The organism is Actinospineispora acaciae DSM 45401, from assembly GCF_000620785.1.
GTDB lineage: Bacteria > Actinomycetota > Actinomycetes > Mycobacteriales > Pseudonocardiaceae > Pseudonocardia > Pseudonocardia acaciae.
This window is the reverse complement of record NZ_JIAI01000002.1, coordinates 46,140-67,380: the sequence shown is the minus strand read 5'-3', so window position 1 is coordinate 67,380 and position 21,241 is coordinate 46,140. Positions and strand designations below refer to the sequence as shown.

The 21,241-nt window shown below is 73.7% G+C and carries 17 protein-coding genes; 4 read left to right on the top strand and 13 right to left on the bottom strand.

The genetic code is table 11. The features are described 5' to 3' along the window. Positions 1–85 precede the first annotated feature (85 nt). The 5 genes from N912_RS0109855 to hisD are packed head-to-tail and all read right to left on the bottom strand — an operon-like array spanning position 86 to position 5,242. A complete protein-coding gene (locus N912_RS0109855) occupies positions 86–1,066 on the bottom strand; it encodes a glycoside hydrolase family 3 N-terminal domain-containing protein (RefSeq protein ID WP_028922297.1) in 981 nt (326 codons plus the stop codon). After that, the gene (locus N912_RS50795; RefSeq protein WP_051579988.1) at positions 1,063–1,449 is read right to left on the bottom strand and encodes an SDR family oxidoreductase; all 387 of its coding nucleotides are present in this window, start codon (positions 1,447–1,449) and stop codon (positions 1,063–1,065) included. The genes N912_RS0109855 and N912_RS50795 overlap by 4 nt, the downstream gene beginning before the upstream one ends. Positions 1,450–1,461: 12 nt before the next feature. Next, complete coding sequence (locus N912_RS0109845) at positions 1,462–3,246, bottom strand: thiamine pyrophosphate-binding protein (RefSeq protein ID WP_028922296.1); 1,785 nt, start codon at positions 3,244–3,246, stop codon at positions 1,462–1,464. An 11-nt stretch (positions 3,247–3,257) separates the two neighbouring features. Further along, positions 3,258–3,926, bottom strand: a complete 669-nt coding sequence (locus N912_RS0109840) for a ThuA domain-containing protein (RefSeq protein WP_028922295.1) — start codon at positions 3,924–3,926, stop codon at positions 3,258–3,260. A gap of 41 nt (positions 3,927–3,967) precedes the next feature. Continuing rightward, entirely contained in the window at positions 3,968–5,242 is a 1,275-nt protein-coding gene (gene hisD, locus N912_RS0109835) for a histidinol dehydrogenase (RefSeq protein ID WP_028922294.1), read from the bottom strand. A gap of 99 nt (positions 5,243–5,341) precedes the next feature. On the opposite strand from hisD, the gene N912_RS0109830 reads away from it, so the two are divergent. Continuing rightward, positions 5,342–6,979 (top strand): PucR family transcriptional regulator, encoded by a 1,638-nt coding sequence (locus N912_RS0109830; protein ID WP_028922293.1) that lies wholly within the window; start codon positions 5,342–5,344, stop codon positions 6,977–6,979. On the opposite strand, the gene N912_RS50790 is transcribed toward N912_RS0109830, so the two are convergent. From N912_RS50790 to N912_RS0109810, 4 genes are all read right to left on the bottom strand, one after another. Further along, positions 6,956–7,978 carry a hypothetical protein gene (locus tag N912_RS50790; RefSeq protein ID WP_051579987.1) on the bottom strand — a complete coding sequence of 341 codons (1,023 nt, stop codon included), beginning with the start codon at positions 7,976–7,978 and terminating at the stop codon, positions 6,956–6,958. The two genes, N912_RS0109830 and N912_RS50790, sit on opposite strands and share 24 nt — an antisense overlap. Then, on the bottom strand, positions 7,975–8,634 hold the full coding sequence (locus N912_RS0109820; RefSeq protein ID WP_156993361.1) for a hypothetical protein: 660 nt from the start codon (positions 8,632–8,634) through the stop codon (positions 7,975–7,977). Before N912_RS0109820 ends, N912_RS50790 begins: the two co-directional genes overlap by 4 nt. Positions 8,635–8,707: 73 nt before the next feature. Then, a complete protein-coding gene (locus N912_RS0109815) occupies positions 8,708–9,982 on the bottom strand; it encodes an alpha/beta hydrolase (protein WP_037064098.1) in 1,275 nt (424 codons plus the stop codon). Between the two features lie 13 nt (positions 9,983–9,995). Continuing rightward, complete coding sequence (locus tag N912_RS0109810; protein WP_028922290.1) at positions 9,996–10,739, bottom strand: DUF5995 family protein; 744 nt, start codon at positions 10,737–10,739, stop codon at positions 9,996–9,998. Positions 10,740–10,941: 202 nt separating this feature from the next. On the opposite strand from N912_RS0109810, the gene N912_RS50785 reads away from it, so the two are divergent. After that, complete coding sequence (locus tag N912_RS50785) at positions 10,942–11,550, top strand: RNA polymerase sigma factor (protein ID WP_051579986.1); 609 nt, start codon at positions 10,942–10,944, stop codon at positions 11,548–11,550. Here the strand turns inward: N912_RS50785 and N912_RS0109800 are convergent. Together N912_RS0109800 and N912_RS0109795 are read right to left on the bottom strand one after the other, a co-directional pair. After that, entirely contained in the window at positions 11,518–14,475 is a 2,958-nt protein-coding gene (locus N912_RS0109800) for a helix-turn-helix transcriptional regulator (RefSeq protein WP_028922289.1), read from the bottom strand. The genes N912_RS50785 and N912_RS0109800 overlap by 33 nt on opposite strands. Positions 14,476–14,560: 85 nt before the next feature. After that, positions 14,561–16,024, bottom strand: coding sequence for a M6 family metalloprotease domain-containing protein (locus N912_RS0109795; RefSeq protein ID WP_028922288.1), 1,464 nt, complete (start codon positions 16,022–16,024; stop codon positions 14,561–14,563). A gap of 140 nt (positions 16,025–16,164) precedes the next feature. Here N912_RS0109795 and N912_RS0109790 point away from each other — a divergent pair, with 140 nt between their 5' ends. Continuing rightward, a complete protein-coding gene (locus N912_RS0109790; protein ID WP_342670842.1) occupies positions 16,165–17,304 on the top strand; it encodes an NAD(P)/FAD-dependent oxidoreductase in 1,140 nt (379 codons plus the stop codon). A 15-nt stretch (positions 17,305–17,319) separates the two neighbouring features. Here the strand turns inward: N912_RS0109790 and N912_RS61955 are convergent, their stop codons facing one another. Both N912_RS61955 and N912_RS0109780 read right to left on the bottom strand, forming a co-directional pair. Next, the gene (locus N912_RS61955) at positions 17,320–18,903 is read right to left on the bottom strand and encodes a 2Fe-2S iron-sulfur cluster-binding protein (RefSeq protein WP_169747854.1); all 1,584 of its coding nucleotides are present in this window, start codon (positions 18,901–18,903) and stop codon (positions 17,320–17,322) included. Positions 18,904–19,142: 239 nt separating this feature from the next. Next, on the bottom strand, positions 19,143–20,336 hold the full coding sequence (locus tag N912_RS0109780; protein WP_028922285.1) for an MFS transporter: 1,194 nt from the start codon (positions 20,334–20,336) through the stop codon (positions 19,143–19,145). Positions 20,337–20,481: 145 nt separating this feature from the next. Between N912_RS0109780 and N912_RS0109775 the strand changes: the two genes are divergently transcribed. Then, positions 20,482–21,216, top strand: coding sequence for an IclR family transcriptional regulator (locus N912_RS0109775; protein WP_028922284.1), 735 nt, complete (start codon positions 20,482–20,484; stop codon positions 21,214–21,216). Positions 21,217–21,241: the final 25 nt, after the last annotated feature.

The following is a 21,241-nucleotide window of genomic DNA, read 5'->3' as shown; positions in this document are numbered from 1 at the left end:
TGATTTGATGCACTATGCGTGAACCGGCGCGGGATGTGCCAGGAACCCCGACTCACTGTGCCAGGATCCCCGACTCGCGGGCGGTTCAGGGGGTGGGGGTGTGGGAGCGGACCTGGGCGGCGGCGGTGCGCAGGCGGTCGGGGTTCAGGCGGCGGTCGGCCACGGCGCGGTCGATGGCGGTCGCTAGCTCGGGCAGGTGGGGGCCGCCGGCGAGGAGCAGGAGGTCGGCGCCGGCGGTGAGGGCGGCCACGGCGGTGTCGGTGAGCGAACGGCCGCGCGCGGTGGCGGGGGCGTCCAGGTCGTCGGTGACGATCAGGCCGGTGAAGCCGAGACCGTTGCGGAGTAGGCGGGTTACCGGCGGTGAGGTGCTCGCGGGCTGCTGGGCGTCGAGGGCGGTGACGGTGGCGGGGCCGAGCATCACGGCGGCCACGCCGGCGTCGATGGCCGCTCGGAACGGTGCGAGGCCGGGTTCGAGGTCGGCCAGCGTGCCGTGCAGCTCGGTGTCGGTGACGGCGGGGTCGGCGGGCAGCGCGCGGTAGCCGGGGAAGTGCTTGGCCACCGCCAGGACGCCGGCCGCCTGCGTGCCCTGGATGAACGCCGCGCCCAGGCGGGCCACCTCGGCGGGGTCGGCGGCCATGGTTCGGCCGGCCAGCCAGGGGTTCTCCCCGGTCAGGACGTCGAGCACCGGGGAAAGGAACATGGTGACCCCCAGCGCGCGGGCGTCCGCCGCCGTGGCCAGGGCCGCCGCGACGGGCTCGGCGGCCGGTTCGGACAGGGGCGCCACCAGCCCGTGCAGCCGTTGGATGCCGTCCGGCTCCTGGTCCACCGCGATCAGCACCGGTGCGCCGGCGGTTTCGGCGGCCCGGCGGGCGAGCGCCGTGAACGCCTCCGCGCGCTCGGTGCGGCGGCGGTGTTCGGACATCCGCCTGGCCACGTACTCCTCGCGGGTCTCCCCCAGCAGCAGGGCGCGGCCGCCGGCGCGCAGGAAGTCCTCGGCCCAGGCGGGCAGGGTCAGGCCGTCCAGCACGGGCAGCAGGACGGCGTGGGCGTCCTCGGCGAGCGTCATTGGAGGATGAAGCTGGCGTCGACGGGGATGCGGGCGCCGGTGACATAGCGACCGGTGTCGGCGACCAGCCAGAGGATCGCCTCGCTGACGTCACGCGGCTCGATCCACGGCACCGGCAGCAGATGGGTGACGGCGAAGGCGTCCGTCACGTCCTCCCTGGTGGGGTCGGGCAGGTCGGGCTTGAACAGGCCGTACACCACCGGGTTCTGGATCATGTGGGTGTCCACGCAGGTGGGGTTCACGCTGTTCACCCTGATGTGGTGGCGGCCGAGCTCCTTGGCCATCACCTCCATCAGGCCGGTGACGCCGAACTTGGCGTGCGAGCGGCCCTGGCCGCGCGCGACCCCGGTGATGAACGCGACCTTGCCGTCGAGCCTGCCCATTGTCTCGTCCCCTCAGAGGTGCTGTTCGGTGGCGCGGATGCGGTGGTACTCGTCCTGGCGTTCGTCGCGGATGTAGGCCGGCACCGGGAAGTCCCACCAGCCGGGGACCCAGGGGCCGGCGGCGTCGCGGTCGGTGGGCACCTCGACCAGCGCGGGCGCGCCGGACTCGACGGCCTTGCGCAGCGTCGGCTCCAGCGAGCCGGGCTCGGAGACCTTCCACGACTCGATGCCGAACGCGGCCCCGAGGGCGGCGAAGTCGGGGCTGTACGGGGTGCCGTCCGGGCGGTTGAACTCGGTGCCGATGTGCCGGGAGGTCTGCTTGCGCTGCCCGCCCCGGATGGACATGTAGCCGGCGTTGTTCTGCACCACGAACACCACGGGGGCGTCGGCGGTGACGGCCAGCGCGATCTCCTGGGCGGTCATCAGGAAGTCGCCGTCGCCGAGCACGCAGGCCACCACCCGGTCCGGCCGGCCGAGCTTGGCGCCCACGGCGGCCGGCACCGCCCAGCCCATGCTGGAGAACCCGCCGGAGGTCAGGTGGGTGCGCGGCTCGTAGACCGGGAAGGTCTGCTTGACCGCACCCTGGGTGTTGCCGGAGCCGGCCACGATGATCGCGTCGCGGGGCAGGACGGCGCGCAGCGCGCCGAGCGGTCGCTGCGAGGTGAACGGGAACCGCTGGCTGTCGCGGCGCTCGGCCAGGGTGTCCTCCCATTGCTGGCGCAGCTCTTGCAGCTCGGCGAGGTAGTCGGCGCGGTGCGGGGTTCCCGAGAGGGCGTCGGTCAGGGCGGTGACCGCGCGCTGGGCGTCGGCCACGATGCCGACCTCGGCCGGGTAGTTCTTGCCGATCTCGTGCGGGTCGACGTCGATGTGGATCAGCTTCGCGGGCGGGATGGAGAAGCTGACGCCCCGCGCGTAACTGGACGACGACCAGTCGGTGAACCGGCAGCCGACGGCCACCACGACGTCGGCCGACGCGGCGATGCGGTTGCCGACGACGGTGCCGGTCTGGCCGACGCTGCCGGCGAACAGCGGGTGGTCCTCCGGGAACCCGCCCTTGCCGTTCCAGGTGGTGACCACCGGGACCGACCAGCGCTCGGCCAGCGCGAGCACCGCGCCGGCGGCGTCCGAGCTGATCGCCCCGCCGCCGACCACGATCACCGGACGGGTCGCGGCGCGCAGCACGCCGGCGGCGCGCTCGATCGCGACCGGGTCGGGGTGCGGGCGGCCGACCGGAACCCTTCGGGCCAGGTCGTGCAGCTCGACGTCGGCGCTCTCGGCCTGCACGTCCATCGGCACCTCGACGTGCACCGGGCCGGGGCGTCCGGTGAGCATCGAGTTGAACGAGCGGTGCAGGATGAACGGCAGCTCCTCCACGCGGGTGGCCACCCAGTGCCGCTTGGTGACCGCCTCGGCGACCTTGGGGAAGTCGTTGGCGGTGTATCTGTCCAGCTCCTGGAGCAGGCCGTGCCCGCGCATGTGCGTGGGCGGCCCGCCGGTGATCACCAGCACGCTGGTGGAGTCGGTGAACGCGGTGCCCATGCCGATCACGGTGTTGCTGGCGCCGGCGCCGATCGAGGTCACGGCGGCCATCGGGCGGCCGGTGGCGCGGTAGTAGCCGTCGGCCAGGTGCACGGCGCTCTGCTCGTGGTAGGTCTGGACGAACGGGATGCGGCCGGGGTCGTCCAGGAACGCGTCGGTGAGCGACCAGATGCCGTGGCCGGGGATGCCCGCCACGTACTCGACGCCGTAGTTGCGCAGGGTCTGGGCGACGATCTGGCCGCCGGTGAGCGTGGGCATTCGGGTGCTCCTTAGTTCGCGGTGGTGCGGGCGGCCCAGGCGAAGCCCTGCTTGGCCAGGCGGGTGACCTGCGGGATGGCCAGGTCCTCGGGGTCGTGGCCGACCGCGCTGTAGAACACGCGGCCGGCGCCCCAGGTGCGGGTCCAGGCCTGCGGCATGCGCAGCCCGTCCAGCCAGGGCAGCTGGTCGCCGGTGAAGACCGTCTCGGCCAGCACGTGGTTGTTGGGGTCGACGGACATGTAGTACTGCTCGGACGCGACGTCGAAGCCGGTCACGCCCCTGGTGATCTCGTGGTCCGGGTCGGTGATCGTCACCGAGTACGGGTACCTGACGCCCTCGCCGGCGGGGTGTTCCAGGAAGCTGCCGCCGATCAGCCAGTGGTACTTCAGGCTCGCGCGGAACGCGGCCGCCGCTCCGTGCCAGGCCGCTACCCCGGTGCCGTTCTCCACCGCCGTGAGCAGGCCGGCCTCCTGCGCGGCGCTCAGGCCCTCGGTGACCAGGGCGTTGTTCCAGTTCAGCGCGATCAGGTCGTACCCGGTGAGGTCGGCGTCCAGGGCGAACACGTCGTTCGTCTCCACCACGTCGTAGCCCAGCTCGGCGAACAGCGAGCGTGCCCACCGCGCGACCTCGTAGGGCTGGTGGCCGGGCCAGCCGCCGTAGAGGTAGAGCACCCTGGTCATGTCGCCTCCCGCTCGTTGATATCAGGCTCGCCTCACAGGGTTCAGACGGAGTGGTCCGTCCACGGCAGCGGGGCCGAGCCGTAGCGCGCGGCTCGGACGTCGCCGGAGCGGGCGTGGCCTTCGAAGTTCTCCAACCGGGACGCCCGCCCGCACCGCTCCCCCAGCTCGGCGCTGCTCGCGGGGTCCCGAACCTCCTGGTAGGTGACCGTCTTGAGGAACTTGCCGACCCACAGCCCGCCGGTGTAGCGGGCCGCCTTGCGGGTGGGCAGCACGTGGTTCGTGCCGATCACCTTGTCGCCGAACGCGACGCAGGTCTTCTCGCCGAGGAACAGCGCGCCGTAGTTGCGCATCCTGGCCAGCCCGATGCGCGGCTCCGCGGTGAGCACGTGCACGTGCTCGCTGGCGTACTCGTCGGCCAGCGCGAACGCCTCGTCCAGGGTGGCCACCACGTGCACCTCGCCGTGGTCGTGCCAGGCCCGCTCGGCGACCTCGCGGGTCGGCAGGTTCACCAGCAGCCGCTCGATCCACGCCTCGGTGCCGCGCGCCACCTCCTCGGCGGTGGTGATGAGTACGGCCGGCGAGTCCGGCCCGTGCTCGGCCTGGCTGAGCAGGTCGGTGGCCACCACGAACGGGTCGGCGGTGTGGTCGGCGACGATGAGCACCTCGGTCGGGCCGGCCAGCAGGTCGATGCCGATCTCGCCGAACAGCTGCCGCTTGGCCTCCGCGACGTAGGCGTTGCCCGGCCCGACGACCATGTCCACCGCCGGCACGGACTCGGTGCCGAATGCCAGCGCGGCGACCGCCTGCACGCCGCCGAGCACGTAGATCTCGTCCGCGCCGGCCAGGTGCATGGCGGCCACGCTGATCGGGGGCGGGGCCGCCTGGTGCGGCGGCGTGGTGGCGGCCACCCGCTCGACGCCGGCGACCTTCGCGGTGAGCACGGTCATGTGCGCGGACGCGGTGAGCGGGTAGCGGCCGCCCGGCACGTAGGCGCCCACGGCGGAGACCGGGATGTTGCGCTGGCCGAGGAACACCCCGGGCAGCGTCTCCACCTCGAAGTCGGTCAGCGAGTCGCGCTGCGCCTGGGCGAACGTGCGCACCTGGCGCTGGGCGTAGCGCAGGTCGTCCAGCACCGTCTCGGGCAGCGAGGCGAGCACGGCGGCCACCGCGTCCGGGTCCAGCCGCAACGAGTCCGGCGCCCACCCGTCCAGCTTCTGTGACCACCTGGCCACCGCGTCGTCGCCGTTCGCCCGGACGTCGGCGATGATCTCGGCGACGGTGTCGCTGATCTCGCGGGTGGCATTGCTCGTGGGCACGGTGGTCGGCTCCTTACTGCGGCGGAGTGCGGCGGGGGTACGGCGGACGGTCCGGGAGCAATCGTGGGCGAGCGCGCGCACGTGTGGTAGGCACAGTCCGTGCAGAACTTCTCCAAGCTCCTTCTCACTGTGCGCACCGCCCTGGAGCTGGAGGTGTTCCGCCGCACCGAGGCGACCGTGTACGCGGGCGCGGACCGGATGGACCGGCCGGTGCGGTGGGTGCACGCCGGTGAGATCCCGGACATCCACCGGTTCCTGACCGGCGGGGAGATGCTGCTGACCGCCGGGCTCGGCATGGGCACCGGCGGCGAGGAGCAGCGGGCGTTCGTGCGCCGGATCGCCGCCGCCGGCGCCGCCGTGCTGGTCGTCGAGCTGGCCGGCCGGGCGTTCTCCGAGATGCCGCCGGCCGCCGTGTCCGAGGCCGAGGCGCTGGGCCTGCCGCTGGTCGGGCTGCGCGACGAGATCCCGTTCGTGGAGGCCTCCGCGCAGGTCCACGAGATGCTGATGGACCTGCGGATGAGCGAGGTGATCGCCGAGGAGGCCACCGGCCAGGCGTTCCTGGACCTGCTGCTGGCCGGCGAGGACTACGTGGCGATGACCGCCGAGCTGGCGAACCGCACCGGGCACCCGGTCGTGCTGGAGGACGTGACGCACCAGATCGTCGCCTACGCGGGCCGCACCGACGACAGCGACGAGGTGGTCGCGGACTGGGCGGCGCACTCCAGGGCCGCGCACGAGCGCCACGTCACCTCGCACGACCGCGCCCGGCCCGCGCCGAGGACGCCGCCCGGCCGGTTCCGCGACGTGGCCCCGTGCGCCCGGCGCGCCGTGGTCCTGCGCGGCGAGTCCTGGGGCGCGCTGCACCTGCTGCACGGCGCCGTGCCGCCGGCGCCAGCGGACCTGAGCGCGCTGGAACGCGCCGCGACCGCCGTCGCGATCACCCTGCTCGGCGAGCGGGAGAGCGGCGCGCGCTCGGCCAAGCGGCACGGCGCGCTTCTCAACCGGCTGATGCTCGGCGACATCTCCGGCGAGGAGTTCCTGGCCCGCGCCCTCATGCTCGGCGCGGACCTGCGGGACCGCCCGCTGGTCGTGGCGGTGACCGCCCCGGACACCGCGACCGGCACGTTCACCGACCAGGACCTGCGGGCGCTGCTGCGCGCCTCGGAGCTGCCGTGCGTGGTGGCGGACCTGGAGGACCACGGCATCGCCGTCGTGGGTGTGGCCCCCGGCCGGTCGGACCGGGACCTCGGCGACCTGCTCGCGGGCCGGGGCGTGCGCGGCGGCCTGAGCCGGGTGGTGGCGCCGGCGCAGCTGTCCGCCGCGGTGCGTCAGGCCCGGACCGCGTCGGCGGCGGCGCGGATGGGCGACGCCGACCGGCCGCTGCGCTTCGACGAGGTGGGGGTGCTGCGGCTGCTGGTGGCGCTGGCCGAGGGCCCCGAGCTGGCCAGGTACGTCGAGGACGAGCTGGGGCCGCTGCTGCGCCACGACGCCACCGCCGCCGGCCCGCTGCTGCCCACCCTGCGCGCGTTCCTGGACTGCGGCGGCAACAAGTCCAAGGCCGCCGAGCTGCTCTACGTGCAGCGGCGGACGCTGTACTACCGGCTGGACCGGATCGCGGCGCTGACCGGCATGCCGCTGGACGACGTCGAGACCCAGCAGCGCCTCGGCCTGGCCGTCCGCGGCCACGACCTGCTGCGCCGCGACGCCAGAGGGTCAGCAGGTGGTGCGCGGCGGTAGGTTCGGCGGCCTGAACTCCAGGCGGATCGTCTGGCTGCGGGGGATCAGGATGGCGGTGCCGTTCGCGTGTCTCCATCTCGGCGGCAGCAGCAGGTACTGGTTGCCGGACTGGACCACGAGCTTGAGCCCGTCGTAGGCGAACCGGTAGGCCGCGTCGGGGCCGCAGGCGATCTCCAGGACCCCGGCGGCCTTGAGGCTCAGGCTCTTCTCGCTGTAGAGCGTCACCGTCGGGGTGGTCGGCAGCGCCGCCTCGATCTGCCAGGCGCGCACGTAACCGACGCTGCTGGCGTAGCTTCCGGCCGCCCAGAACACACCGACGCTCACCAGGAAGAACAGCGCGCCCCACTCCACCATCGCGGCGGCCGGCGGGCGGCGCGGCGTCTGGCCGGGCCGCCGCTGCGCGAGGCGTATCCGCGCCAGCCGCGCCGAGTACGCGAGCAGCAGCACCCCGCCCGCGAAGTTGAGCCCCCGGGTCTCGGGATAGGCCGGGAACACCGGCGTCGCGGCCACGACGTCGATCACCGCCAGGCTCACCAGGGACGCACCCGCGAGCGCCGAGGCCGGTATGAGGATCCGCAGCGCGATCCGCCTCGTCGCGGCGCGGACCGACCGGAACAGGATCTGGTGTGCCCAGAGCGCCAGCACGGCGATCGAGGCGGCCACGACCAGCGGGAAGATCAGGCCGTCCGCGCTCCGCATCAGGAAGTCCTCGGCCTTCAGGTCCAGGGCCGTCATGTGCACCCCGAAGTAGTCGAACGTCTGTCCGGCGTACATCCGCCCGAAGTAGAAGAGCAGCGCCGTCAGCATCGTCGTCGGGGCCACCACCGCTCCCGCGAGCTTGAGGACCTTGGGCAGCATCGCGACGTCGGGCACGGCCGACTCGGCGGCGTCCGGTGGAGGCGAGGACGCAGACGAGGGCGGCGGAGGCGGTACGGACGGCAGCGGGGTCGGCGGCGGGGTCTCGTCGCCCTCGCGCGCGGTGGTGACCTCGGCCGTCACCGGTTGGTCCCGCTCGACGGGCTGGATGTGTGCGGACTCGAGGTGTGCGGGCTCGGTCGGCTCGACGAGCTTCCCGTCGGCCTTCGGCTGGAGCTGGTGGTGGCCGAGCTGGGCGACGGGGACTCCGAGCGTTCGCAGGTGGCCTCGGTGACGACGGTGGTCCCGGGCCGCACGTAGATCTTGCCGTCTCGGCGTTCGGCGCCGGACGGTGTGTTGACCTTGACCGAGCAGTTGTAGTTCCTCGGGTCGTTGGGGTCGTAGCCGACCGGGTCGTACACGATGCGCAGGCATCCCGAGCCGGCGCCGGCCCGCGTGCACTCCCGGTTCTGCCGGTCCAGCCACGGCCTCCATTCGCCGCCCGCCTCGATGAGCAGGACGCCCCGGGGCGCGCCGCCGATCGCTCCCCCGCCGCCCGTCCGGGGCGCGCCGCCGGGCCGTCCGACCTGAGGTACGCCCGGCGCTCCGGCCCGGGGCGGGGGGCCTTCGGCGGGCGTCGGCACCACCTCCGGCTCCAGCTCCGGCGTCGCCGCGGCCACCGGACCGGCCGGATCGTTGGCCGTCGCCGCCCCGGCCGGCGCGGTCGGTGCGCAGGACAGCGCCAGCGCGCCCAGCAGCACCGGGCAGATCAGCGTTCCAAGGCGCCTCCGCGCATACATCTCGACCTCCCGAGCCCTGCCGACCAGGTCCTCACCCGAAAGGAGGCGGCAGAGCCCGTCCTGATACACACGATCACGGCGCCAGCCCGGCCGCCGTCACCACCGCCCAGGCCAGCTCCGGCTTGCGGATGTCGCTGTGCGCGCCGGCCAGCCAGCCCAGGTCGCGGTTGATCACCTTGTTCGCGTCCAGCCGGTAGAGCGTCCGGGGCCGCCACTCGTAGCCGCCGCCGACCGGCAACAGCTCGCGGTCGACCACCCCGTCCTGCTGGAAGCCGTCGAACCCGAGGCCGCCCCAGCGGGTGGTGAACTCGGCGATCACCTGGTTGTCCTGGCGGGCGAGGATGCTCGCGTTCGGGTACCACCAGCCGACGGCCCTGTCGAACACGGAGTAGGTGGCCAGCAGCGGCCCGTTCACCCGGTCGGCCACGCCGGCCAGCGCGCCGGACCGGGACGGGTCGTGCGGCAGGGTCGGGGCGAACGCGTAGTGGCTGAACGCCGCCTGGACCAGGACCAACGAGCCGACCGGCGACGCGGGGACCTCCGGGAGGCCGGCGAGGGCGAAGGACACCAGCCGGCCGCCGAAGCTGTGCCCGACCAGGTGCGCCCGCAGCTCGGGGCGGTGCGTGCGCAGCCCGGTGAGCAGCGGCCCGAGCCCGACCCGGCCGACCACCCCGGCGCGGTTCTTCATCTCGTAGTAGCTGAGCACCCGCAGCAGGTCGCGGCCGCCCTCCCACAGGTCCCGGCCGGGGACGGGTTCGGCGCCGAGCGCCGCGAGCGTGGCCATCCCCTCCAGGGCGGTGCGGGTGCGGGTGGTGCGCGCGGTGGACTCCCCGTCGTCCTCCGCGGCGGTGTTCGGGCTGGTGACCAGGCCGGACGCCAGCCGGTGGAACTCCGCGAAGCCACCGGGATCCGGCGGGCGGGTGTCCAGCAGGGTGCCGATCCGGGTCAGCTCGTACTTCTGGTCGGGGAACGCGGGGGCGAGCGCGAGGGCCAGCTCGTGCCCGGAGCACTCCACCGGCGCACGGGCCGGCGGGGCCGGCGCTACCATGACGCGCCCCTCCCACGCCGGCTCGTCCTCGGGGAACAGCAGCGAGGGCCACAGCAGCGTGACCAGCCCGGTGCTCGCGCGCCGCGCCGGGTCCATCCGCTCGGCGATCAGCTCGAACATCGCGTGACCGAGACCGCGCGCGCTCGCCACCGAGGTGTTCCAGCCGTGGCAGAACACCACCAGGTCGGTGACCGCGCCCGACTCCACGTCCGCGACCAGCCCACCGTCCGCGATCAGCGCGCCGTCCCTGTCGAACTCGATCTCCCAGTGCCGGCAGCCGCCGATCGATGTGGCGCCCATCACGGTCGGCTCATCACAGCACGCCGAACGTGAGGATCCCACGTCCGATCATGCTCGCGCGCCAGTCGATGGCGTCGCTCTCGCGCTGGAACGCCGGGGTCCCGCGCAGCCCCCACAGCTGCACGGCGCGCCGCCAGGCGGCGTCGCGGGCCAGCACCACCGTCAGGTCGCCCGCGTCGTCGAGCAGGTCGTCGAAGAGCACCTTGTCCAGCACCTGCTCGAGCCGGTCCTCGAAGTGCTGGCGCAGCGAGCTCATGTGCTCGGCGAACACGTCGTTGATGATGTCGTAGTCGTGCCGCTCGGTGGCGCCGAACTCCCTCGACAGCCCTTCGAGCGTGTTGACCAGCGCAAACGCCAGGTCGAGGTTCACGTGCGCGTTCACCCCGGCGACCGCGAACCGCATCGGGTCGATGTCGTCGCTGCGGCTGTCCAGCAGCACCTTCCACGACCGGGGCGTGGGCGCGCCGGCGGCGTCGGCCCGTATCGCGACGAAGTAGCGCTTGGCGAACTCCACGTCGAGGCGGGCCAGGAACTCCGGATCCTGGAACGTGGCGCCCCCGTCGAGGCGTTCCAGCACCTCCTTGGTGATGATCCCGTACAGGTAGTTGAAGCAGGCCAGGCCGTCCCACTGCTTGCGCGGCCAGTCGTCGGCGATGTCCTGCAGCGCGTCCAGCCTGCTCACCACCTCCGGCACCGTCACGGGGAGCGGATCGGCGAGCAGGTCGATCACTTTCTGGTTGTCGGCGGGACCGGTCACGGTCGTCCTCCCGGGCTGGGGTCGTTTCCCTGGGCACTCGCAAGTGAGAGTCACCTGACGGCGCTCCGGATACGTGAGTTTGCTCCCTCTCTCACGGAAATAGGGTGTGCCCGCCGGCTTGTGTAGGTAATTCGCCTGACGCCACCGGCGGCGGTCCTCCCCGATGCTGGTCACCCTCCGAAGAAACACCGGGAGACCCGCGATGACCACCCTCGACACCCAGCCCCAGCCGACCACCACCGAGCTGCTGTGCGCCGCCGGCGAGGGCGCCGCGCAGGCCTGGGAGCAGCTGGTGCGCCGCTTCGAGCCCATGGTCGCGGCGGTGATCAGGAACTACCGGCTGCAGGACGCCGACTCCCGGGACGCGGCCCAGCGGACCTGGCTGCTCATGATCGAGCACCACCGCCAGATCCGCGAGCCCGAGGCCCTCGGCGGCTGGCTGACCACCACGGCGAGCCGGGAGTGCCTGCGCATCATGCGCGACCGCCGCCGGGTGGACCCGATCGACGCCAGCGTCCAGGCCGAGCGCCCCGACGCCGGCTGCGACACCGAGCAACAGGTGGTCGACGCGGACACCGCGCACCGGCTGCGCCAGCTCATGCACCGGCTGCCGAAGCGCTCCCACCTGCTGCTGTCCGCGCTGTTCGAGGAGAACCCGCCCGCCTACGCCGAACTGTCCCGCCGCACCGGCATCCCGGTCGGGAGCATCGGGCCGACCAGGGCCAGGGCGCTGCGCCAGCTGCGGATGCTGATCGAGACCCTGCCGGCCGGGCAGCCGTCAGCGCGGACGCGAGTCGGATGCGGCGTGTGAGCGGTGCAGCACGGCGGAGGCCTGCACCCGGCTGTGCACGCCGATCTTGGTGAAGATCCGCCCGACGTGCACCCCCACCGTCTTCTCGCTGATGAACAGCCGGCGGGCGATCTCCCGGTTGGTGCGCCCGGAGGCCACCTCGGTGAGCACCTCCAGCTCGCGGGCGGTGAGCGTGGCCAGCGCGTCCTCGGGCGCCGGGGTGGCCGCCCGTTCGGCGGGCGGGGCGGCGCCGTCCAGCGAGACCCTGGCCCGCTTGGCCAGGTCGACGATCTCGGTCAGCAGCGGGTTCGCGCCCAGCGCCCGCGCGGTCCGCTCGGCGCGCAGCAGGTCCTCGGCGGCGGCCGAGGAGCGCGAGCGCCGGCTCAGCACCGCCTCGGCGCCGCGCAGCCGGGAGTAGGCGGCCGGATACGGCTGCTGGTGGCGTTCCCACAGCTCGGTGGCCCGCCGCCAGGCCGCCGGGTCCGGCCGGTCCTGCGCCCTGGCCGTCTCCGCCGCGCACATCGCGGTGAACGCCTCGACCACCGAGCGGATCGCCGGGACCGCGGCCGCGCACCGCTTCTCCAGCTCGGCGCAGTGCTCGCGCAGCCACCCCCGCTGGGCCGCCGACGGCTGCGGCAGGCCCAGCCGGGTCATCTCCGCCCAGGCCCGGGTGCCGTGCCAGACCAGCGGCGCGACCGACCAGATGTCGTCGGCGCCGGCCTCGGCCACCAGCAGACCCTCCTCCACGTACTCCAGCGCGGCGGCCGGGCGCCCGCGCCACATCTCCAGCCCGGCACGCAGCACGATCAGCGGGATCCGGTGCCGGGGCCCGGCGGTCGAGCGGGCCAGCAGCTCGACGGCGTCCAGGTCGTCGGCGGCGGCGTCCAGGTCGCCCCGGCCCAGGTCGAGGCGGACCCTGGCCAGCCTGACCTCCACCGCCCCGGCGCCGCTCGGGGTCAGCGCCCACGCCTCGGCGACCGCCTGCCGCGCCTGGTCCCACTGCCCGAGGCGGAACAGGCCGTTCGCGGCGTGCGCGAGCAGCGCCACCCCGGCGGTGCGCGCCAGCCCGAGCCCGCGCATCCGCTCCACCCCCTGCCGGGCGCACTCCACCCCCTCGACCATCTGGTTGAGCGGGCCGGCCAGCAGCTCGGCCTTGCGCAGGAACGCCTCGCCGATGGCCGCCGGCTCGCCGGTCCGTTCGGCGACCGCGAGCGCCTCCTCCAGCGCGGCGGAACCGGCCTCGGTGTCCTCCAGGTATGCCCGGCTGAAGCCCAGCGTGGCCAGCACCTTCGCCTCCACCGTGGCGGCGCTCGCGGCCCTGGCCAGCGACAGCGCCTCGGCGGCGACGGCCTGCGCGCCGACGAAGTCCACCGACTGCAGCAGCGCGGCGCTGTACCCGGCGAGCACCTGCGCCCGCTCGGCCTCGGCGCCGGTGGCCGGCAGCAGCGCGGCGGCGGCGCGGTAGGCGTGGCCGGCGTCGCGGGCCCGGCCGGCCGCCGCCAGCGCGCCGCCCTTGCGCGCGGTGAGCAGGGCCGAGGTCAACCCGCCCGCCGTGTCCGGGTCGGTGAGCAGCTGGTCGAGCAGCGCGATGGCCTCGTCGTGGTCGCCGGCCAGCTCGGCGGCCTGAGCGGCCAGGTTCAGGCACTCCGGGCGGCGGACCAGGTGCCCCCGCTGTGGCACCCGGGCGGTGAGCTCGGCCGCGCGCAGCCAGTGCCGGTAGGCCTCGGCGTAGCCCCGGATGCGCTCCGAGGCGCGGGCGGCGGCCACCGCGGCGCCCAGCGCGCGCTCCGGGTCGCCGGCCTCGTACCAGTGGTGCGCCAGCCGGGCGTGCAGCCGGCCCGGCAGGTCCGGGTCCTGGCCCTCGGACAGCGCCTCGGCGTAGCGGCGGTGCAGGTCGATGCGCTCGCCGGGCAGCAGGTCGGCCACCACGACCTCGGTCATCAGGCCGTGGCGCAGCCGGTAGCCGTCGCCGCCGCTGTCGACCACCACCATGCCGAACGCCACCGCCTCGCGCAGCGCCTCCAGCAGCTCGGCGGCCGGGCGCTCCAGCACGGCCTCCAGCAGCGCGTGCGGCAGCGGCCCGGCGCTGGTCGCCACCGCCCGCACCACCTGCTGGGCGGCCGGCGAGAGCAGCGCGACCCGGCTGAGCACCAGCTCCCGCAGCGTGGCGGGCAGGCCGAGGGCGTCGCCGCCCAGCACCGCGCGCACCGTCTCCTCGGCGATGAACACGTTGCCGGCCGAGCGCTGCCACACCAGCGGCTCCAGCCCCGGCCGGTCCGGCGCCCAGTCCGCGACCAGCTCGGCCATCGACGCCCTGGTCAGCGGCCGGACCTCCAGGCCGGACACCTTGCGGTGCCGGCGCAGCTCGGTGAGCAGGCCGGCCAGTCCGGGCGCCAGGTCCGGCGCGTCGGCCCGGTAGGTGCTCACGATGAGCACCGGCTCCACGCTGAGGTTGGCCACCAGGTAGACGAGCAGGTCGCGGGTCGAACGGTCGGCCCACTGCAGGTCCTCGAGGACCAGCACCACCGGACCCACCTCGGCCAGGTCCACGATCACCCTGTGTAACCGTTCGAGCAGCCTCACGGGCTGCCGGCGCTCGGGGTCGTCCGCGCGGCGGGTGGCGCCGAGCCCGGCCAGCCAGCGCTCCAGCAGCCCGACGCCGGCACCGCCGCGCCCGGACCGCACGGCTGCCCGGATCGCCGAGACCACCGGCCAGAACGGCGGCGCCTCGGCGATGTCGATCGCGCGCCCGGTCAGCACCGTCGCGCCCTCGCCCTCGGCGATGGTGGCGAGCTCGCTCACCAGCCGCGTCTTGCCGACGCCCGCGTCGCCGCTGACGAGCACGACCGCCATTCGCTCGGACTCGGCCGACCGGAATGCGGCAACCAGTTCCGCGAGCTCTCGATCTCGCCCACGGAACGGGTTGGCGCCTCCGTCGTCACCCATTTGTGCGAGGCTACCCACCCGTCCCGGGGCCGACCAGACCCTGAATAGACCAACGGGCCCGAATCGTAACAATTCATCTACATGATCACGCGACGTCCTCCAGGCTGATGTCGACGTTCATTCGGTCCGCGCCGGGGTTACCGCTGACCGAGATGGTGACCCCCGACCAGGTCCCGTCGGGCAACGCCAGCGGCGGCTTGGTAAGCTTTCCGGCTTTCTTGTTCCGCTCGTACGGGTAGAGGTCGTTCGAGTCGCCCCGGTTGCCCTGGCCGAAGATCTTGGCGAGGTCGTCGCGGCCGTCGGCCTGCAACAGCTTGATCGCCAGTCGCTCTTCGTCGTTCACGTTGTCGATCGCCTCGTCGATGACGTAGATGGCGATTCCCTCGTCCGGTAGGAACGCGTCCTGCGCGCGCCGGCGCCGGTATTCGACGACGATGTACTGCGTATCGCTCATCGTCTTCTTGTTCTGCACGAAAAGCATCGCACCGCCCTCGGCGGCCGGCTTCATCTCGATGTCCTTGGTGGTCTTCGAGACCAGCGTGGGGACGGTCCAGCCGTGGAACATCCGCAGCATTCCGTTCGGGAATGTCGGGGTCAGGCCGCCGTTGCCCCACGACCCGGCGGCCATCAGGCAGTAGTTGCCGAGGCCGTTGGACCGGGTCTGCTCGAGCCGGCCGGTGTCGTAGTAGTCGGCCCAGCGCGCCGCGAGGTGGCCCCACTCATGGGCGCACACGCCCATGTTGCAATCCTCCGGAACCGTCAGGTACGTGCTCACCTCAAGATCCTGTCCAACCTGGACGCCGCCCGGCACCACCCACTTGTGGCTCCAGATATCGTCGGCCGAGCCCGTCGACTCGGCGCCTCGGCCGGCGTGAACGACGAACAGCGCGGTGACCATCTTCTCGCCGAGCACGTCGTACGGCGCGAAGTCGACTCCGTCCGCGAGCGCGGCGTTCACCGCGTCGCGGGCCATTCCCTGGGCGTTGCGCGGGAAGTTGTCGCTCATTCCGGAGTTCCCGCCCGCGTAGTAGCTCAACGGCTGCGGCATCCGGTACCAGCCGTGCACGGCGCCCTGGACATCGATTCCCGACCCGGCCTTGGGGTCGAACCCGCTCACCGAGCGATAGAACTCCCGCATGCTTCCGGTCGGGAATACCCCGTCGGCGCTGAAGAGCATTTGGTCGTAGAATCCCGGGCCGCGTTCCGGGCCGTGCGGGCGGTCCGGAAAGTCGACCAGCAGCACGATCGTCCGGACAACGCCCTTGAGCTGCTTGTCGGGCCGGTCGATGAGCTGCTTGTCGGTGCTGGCGCCCTGCCGCACGGCGCCGTCGTCCAGGCCGACCAGGTTCTCGCCCCGGTGCTGGGCGTGCCAGAGCCGGTAGTACTGCTCGAAGCTCATCGAGCTGGGCAGCCGCCGCTCCCGCCGCAGCACCTGGTACTGGGCGTACAGCCGGGCAAGCACCTGCGGCGAGGGCGGCACCGGGCACGGCCCTCGGGCGTGGTGGTGGTTCCGGGCGTGCGTTCGGAACGGAACGATGGTGTGACGCATAGTGACCTCCCGAGTCTTCGGACGGTCGTTGGATGCGTCTGAGGCGACTGTAGATACGCGGGTTCGGGCGGCGGCGACCGTTCGGGTGGCGGTCGGCGATACGGGTATTCCGGGCCGGGCCTGCCGCCTCCTCAGACAAGGTGACCGACTCCCTGGGCAGATTGGTGGGACCTCCCGTGCAGTGCCATCAGGCTGATGTTGTGATCGTGGGCGCCGGACCGTCGGGCGCCACGGCCGCGGCATGCCTCGCCCGCCGGGGGTGGCGGGTCGCCGTGGTCGGCCCCCGGCCGGGCGCGGTGGCGCGCGGCGAGACGCTGGCGGCCGAGGCCCGGTCGGTGCTGGCCGGCGCGGGCCTGTGGGAGCTGGTGGAGCGGCTGGGCAGGCCGTGCCACAGCTCCTGGTCGGTGTGGGGCACGCCGTGGCCGCACCGCCGCGACCCGCTGGCCGGCCCGTGGGGGCCGCCGTGGCACGTCGACGTCGGCCGGCTCACCGACGCCCTGCTCGACCTGGCCGTGCGGTTCGGCGCGCGGCTGTACCCGGGGCGGGCGCGGGTCGGCCGGGGCGGCGCGCCGGCGGCGGTGTCGTTCGAGCTGGACGGCGGTCAGGAGGAGGTCACGGCGGGCTTCCTGCTCGACGCGTCGGGGCGGGCCGCGCTCGGGGCCAGGGCGTTCGGCGCGTCCCGGCTGACCGTCGACCACCAGGTAGCGGTGACGACCTGGATGCGGGTGGACAGCCCGGCGGTGAGCACGCTGGTCGAGGCCACCGAGACGGGCTGGTGGTCCACCCTGGCCGACGCCGGCCGGCTCTACCTGAACTACTTCACCGACCCCGACCTGCTGCCCCGCCCGCTGGCGCTGGACGCCGAGCTGCGGGGCGCCCCGCACACCGCCGCGCGGGTGCGCGCGGCCGGCCGGGGCGCCAGGCCGAGGCTCGCGGTCACCTCGGGCTCGGTGCTCAACCGGGTCGCCGGGTGCGGCTGGGCGGCGATCGGGGACGCGGCGGCGACCTTCGACCCGCTGGCCGGGATGGGGCTGCACCACGCGTTGAACAGCGCGGTCACCGCCGCCGACGCCGTACACGGCGCGCTGCTCGGCACCGAGGACGGGCTGGACGACTACGCCCGCTCGGAGCGGGACCTGTTCCACGAGCACCTGCGTGCCCGGCGCCGGCGCTATGCCGCCGAGGGCCGCTGGGCCGACCGCCCGTTCTGGCGCCGCCGGACCCGCCGGGTCGTCCCGGAGCGGCCGGCGCGGCGGCCGGTCTCGCTGTGCCCGTGCTGAGGGCCGTGGGGGCGCCTAGAGGTCGAGGGTGAGGCGCTCGGAGCGGGCGCGGGACACGCACAGCAGCATCTGGCCGCCCTCGCGCTCCTCGGCGCTGAGCAGGCTGTCGCGGTGGTCGGGGACGCCGGAGATGACGGTGGCCTTGCAGCGCCCGCAGATGCCCTGCTCGCAGCCGCCGGCCACCTTGGGCACGACGTGGCGTACGGCGTCGAGCACGGACTGCTGGCCGCCGACCTTGACGCTGCAGCCGGAGCGGCGCAGGTCGACGTGGAACGGCTCGCCGTCCACCAGGGCCGGGCTGAACCGCTCCACGTGCAGGCTCAGGTCCGGGCGGTCGCCGACCAGCTCGGTCACCCGCTCCACCATCGAGGGCGGGCCGCAGCAGTAGACGGCGGTGCCGGGCAGCTGGACCTTGATCAGCGTGGCCAGGTCGGGCCGGCCGCGCTCGTCCTCGGGCAGGATCCGCACCCGGTCCCTGTCGACGTCCAGCACCGCGTCGATCAGCGCCATCCGCTGCCGGGACCGCCCGGAGTAGATCAGCCGCCACGGGATGCCCCGGCCGGCGATCGCGCGGGCCATCGGCAACATCGCGGTGATCCCGATGCCGCCGGCGAGGAACAGGTACGACGGGGCCGGGCGCAGCGGGAACGCGTTGCGCGGCAGGCCGACCGGGAGCTTGCGCCCGACGCGGAGCAGCTCGTGCATCTCCTGCGAGCCGCCCTGGCCGGCGTCCTGGCGGAGCACCGCGATCCGGTAGCAGTAGCGGTCCCTGGGGTCGCCGTAGAGCGAGTAGTTGCGCACCCGCCCTGACGGCAGCGCCACCTCGATGTGCGCCCCCGGCGACCACGGCGGCAGCGCGACGCCGTTCGGCGCGACCAGCCGCAGCGACATGATCCCCTCGGCCTCCCAGGTCATCTGGGAGATCAGCAGCGAGAGCTGGCGGGTGCTGGCGCGCTGGGCCGGCGTCGGGGCCGCCGCGACCGGCCGGGGCAGCGAGCGGCGGGCCCGCCAGTGCAGCACCGGCACGGTCAGCAGCAGCGCGGACGCCGACATGGCGGCCGGGGTGAACATCGGGGTCGCCCAGGACTCCGCGAGCACGGTGTGCGCGACGGCCAGCCCGAACAGCGGCACCGCGAGCATGTGCACCCGCTGCCACCACTTCCACGGCAGCCGCCGCCGCAGCGCGGAGGTGATGAGCACCGCGAGCAGCAGGTACTCGGCGAACACCCCGAGGCCCTGGGCCAGCGGCCCGCCGACCCTGGTGAACGGCACGAACAGCTGCAGCCAGCCGATGCCCAGCTCGGCCACCGCGCACGCCGACGTCACGTGGACCAGGGTGAGCACCACGCCGAACACCGCGATCACCATGTGCGCCTTGTTCAGCCGGGCCTTGCCGCCGAAGCGCCTGGCCACCTCGTCGGACAGCCCGCCGCGCAGCGCGATGCCGCCGAAGGTGGCCAGGCCGAGCAGGCCCAGCGCGAGCGAGCCGGACGTGCAGGTGACGAACCGCCAGGCCGCCGGCTCCAGGCCCGGCGCGTCGAAGCCCCCGACGAACGCCGCGAGCGTGGCGATGACGGCGAACAGGGCTAGCGAAGCCACGGCGATCGCCCTGGTCGATGGCGCGGGCCAGGACGGCATCCAACGCCGCCTCTCTCCCACCGACATCGACGGGCTCGACGTGCTATGAAAGCGTCTATAACGCTCCACGCGCCGGCCCATCCCCACCCCTCAATCGGCAAGCGCTAAAGAGTGTCACTCACTGGAAAAGTCGATCGACGAGCGGGGGTCGTTACACCCCGATCGGGGGAAATCCGGCCGTCCCGGTCTGACGCCTGACGTCACACAACGCTGCCGGACGCCCTGCGCGCGGAGGCCAGGTCGGCCCGGTCGAGGCGTCCACAGTACAGCGCGAGCAGCAGGCCGAGGACGCACACGGCGGCCGCCGCCGGGCCGAGCATCGGGTAGCCGAGCCCGGCCGCGATGAGCGCCCCGCCGAGCGCGGCACCGCCGGCGTTGGCGACGTTGAACGCGGCGATGTTCACCGCGCTGGCCACCGTCGGGGCGGCCGGGTTGACCGCGGAGGCCTTGGAGACCACGCGCATCTGCAGCGGAGTGGTCAGCCCGAACGCGGCGGCACCGAAGATCGGCATGGTGACCGCGAGCGCCAGCTTGCTGTGGCTGGTGACGGACGCGGCGGCCAGCACCACCGTGAGGACGCCCAGCAGCACGTAGACGGTGGGCATCGGCCACCGGTCGGCGGCCATGCCGGCGAGCACGTTGCCGACCACGACGCCGAGGCCGAACAGCACCAGCAGCCAGGACACCGCCGCCTCGGTGAAGCCGGCGACCGTGATGGCCAGCGGGGCGATGTAGGTGAAGAACGCGAACAGCCCGCCGTTCGCGAGCACCGACAGGGCCAGCGCGAGCAGCACCTGGCGGCTGCGCAGCACCCCCAGCTCGGCGCGCAGGGCGACCCGGCGCCGGGGGCGGATGTTCGGGACCAGCGCGGCGCAGACGGCGACCGAGACCGCGGCGATGCCCGCGACCGTCCAGAACGTGGCCCGCCAGCCGAACGCCTGCCCGACCAGCGTGCCCAGCGGCACCCCGAGCACGTTGGCCACCGAGTGCCCGGCCATCACGGTGGCGATGGCCCTGGCCTTCCGGTTCGGCGCGACCAGGTCGGCGGCGACGACGGAGGCGATGGCGAAGAAGGCGCCGTGCGCGAACGCCGTGACCACCCGCCCGGCGAGCAGGGCGCCGTAGCCGGGGGCCAGCGCGGAGAACAGGCTGCCGGCCAGGAACGTCCCGGTCAGCACCAGCAGCGTCGGCTTCCTGGGCAGCCGCGCCAGGCTCGCGGTGAGCAGCGGCGCCCCGACCGCGATGCCGACGGCGTAGGCGGTGACCAGCAGCCCGGCGTCGGGGATCGACACCCCCAGGTCGGCCGCCACGTTCGGCAGCAGCCCCATGATCACGAACTCGGCGATGCCCATGCCGAACGCGATCAGGGCAAGGGCGGCGAGCGCCAACTGCATGAATCCTCCTCGGAATTCAGCATTACTGGATTGTGTGTGGTGAATGACGACTTGAAGGTCTCATCGTGGGATTCAGCGACCGAGGTTAACACTGGATTCGACATCAGCAAACCGCGATCCTTGACGTCAGCTAAAATCCAGCATCGTGGAATCAGAGACGGACGGTCCCCGGCGCGTGCAGTCGGTGGCCCGCGCGTTCGCGCTGCTGGAGATCGTGGGGGCGACGCCGGACGGCGCCCGGCTCAGCGACATCGCCGCCGCCGCCGGCCTGAACCGGAGCACCACGCACAACCTGCTGGCCACCCTGGAGTCGCTCGACTACGTGGCCCAGCCGACCAGCGGGGGCCGCTACGTGCTCACCGACCGGCTCGCCGAGCTGGGCCGGGGAGCGGCCGACGACGACGCGCTGCGCACCCGGTACCGGCCCGCTCTGGAGGCGATCGCCGCCACCAGCGGCGAGACCTGTTACCTCGCCGTGCCGGCCCGCCGCGACTACGTCTACCTCGACGCCATCGAGTCGCCCCGGCCGCTCAAGCTGACCGCGCCGCTGGGCACCCGCGACCCGCTGCTGGGCACCGCGATCGGCCACATCCTGCTGGCGTTCCGCCCGGCCACCTCGGCGCGGCTGGCCCGCGAGGACCCGGCGGGCTGGGCCAGGTGGCGCGCGCATGTCGACACGGCCCGCGAGGACGGCTACGCGATCGACCTGGAGGACGCCCAGCGGGAGTTCTGCTGCGTGGCCGTGCCGATCACCGAGGCCGGCCACACCCGCGCCGCCCTCGGGGTCGCCGGCCCCGCCTCGCGGCTGCCGCTGCCCCGGCTGCGCGAGCTGACCACCGTCGCCGTGCGCGCGCTCGCCGACGCCGGCCCCGGTGCCTGACCGGCCACGCCCCGGCCGCACCGAG

Bases quoted from the DNA above. Each gene is read 5' to 3' on its own strand.
- N912_RS50785 (WP_051579986.1), top strand. From the start codon at position 10,942: ATGACCACCCTCGACACCCAGCCCCAGCCGACCACCACCGAGCTGCTG.
- N912_RS0109840 (WP_028922295.1), bottom strand. From the start codon at position 3,926: ATGACCAGGGTGCTCTACCTCTACGGCGGCTGGCCCGGCCACCAGCCC.
- N912_RS50795 (WP_051579988.1), bottom strand. From the start codon at position 1,449: ATGGGCAGGCTCGACGGCAAGGTCGCGTTCATCACCGGGGTCGCGCGC.
- N912_RS0109780 (WP_028922285.1), bottom strand. From the start codon at position 20,336: ATGCAGTTGGCGCTCGCCGCCCTTGCCCTGATCGCGTTCGGCATGGGC.
- N912_RS0109815 (WP_037064098.1), bottom strand. From the start codon at position 9,982: ATGGGCGCCACATCGATCGGCGGCTGCCGGCACTGGGAGATCGAGTTC.
- N912_RS0109820 (WP_156993361.1), bottom strand. From the start codon at position 8,634: ATGTATGCGCGGAGGCGCCTTGGAACGCTGATCTGCCCGGTGCTGCTG.
- N912_RS0109845 (WP_028922296.1), bottom strand. From the start codon at position 3,246: ATGCCCACGCTCACCGGCGGCCAGATCGTCGCCCAGACCCTGCGCAAC.
- N912_RS0109800 (WP_028922289.1), bottom strand. From the start codon at position 14,475: ATGGGTGACGACGGAGGCGCCAACCCGTTCCGTGGGCGAGATCGAGAG.
- N912_RS0109795 (WP_028922288.1), bottom strand. From the start codon at position 16,024: ATGCGTCACACCATCGTTCCGTTCCGAACGCACGCCCGGAACCACCAC.
- N912_RS0109855 (WP_028922297.1), bottom strand. From the start codon at position 1,066: ATGACGCTCGCCGAGGACGCCCACGCCGTCCTGCTGCCCGTGCTGGAC.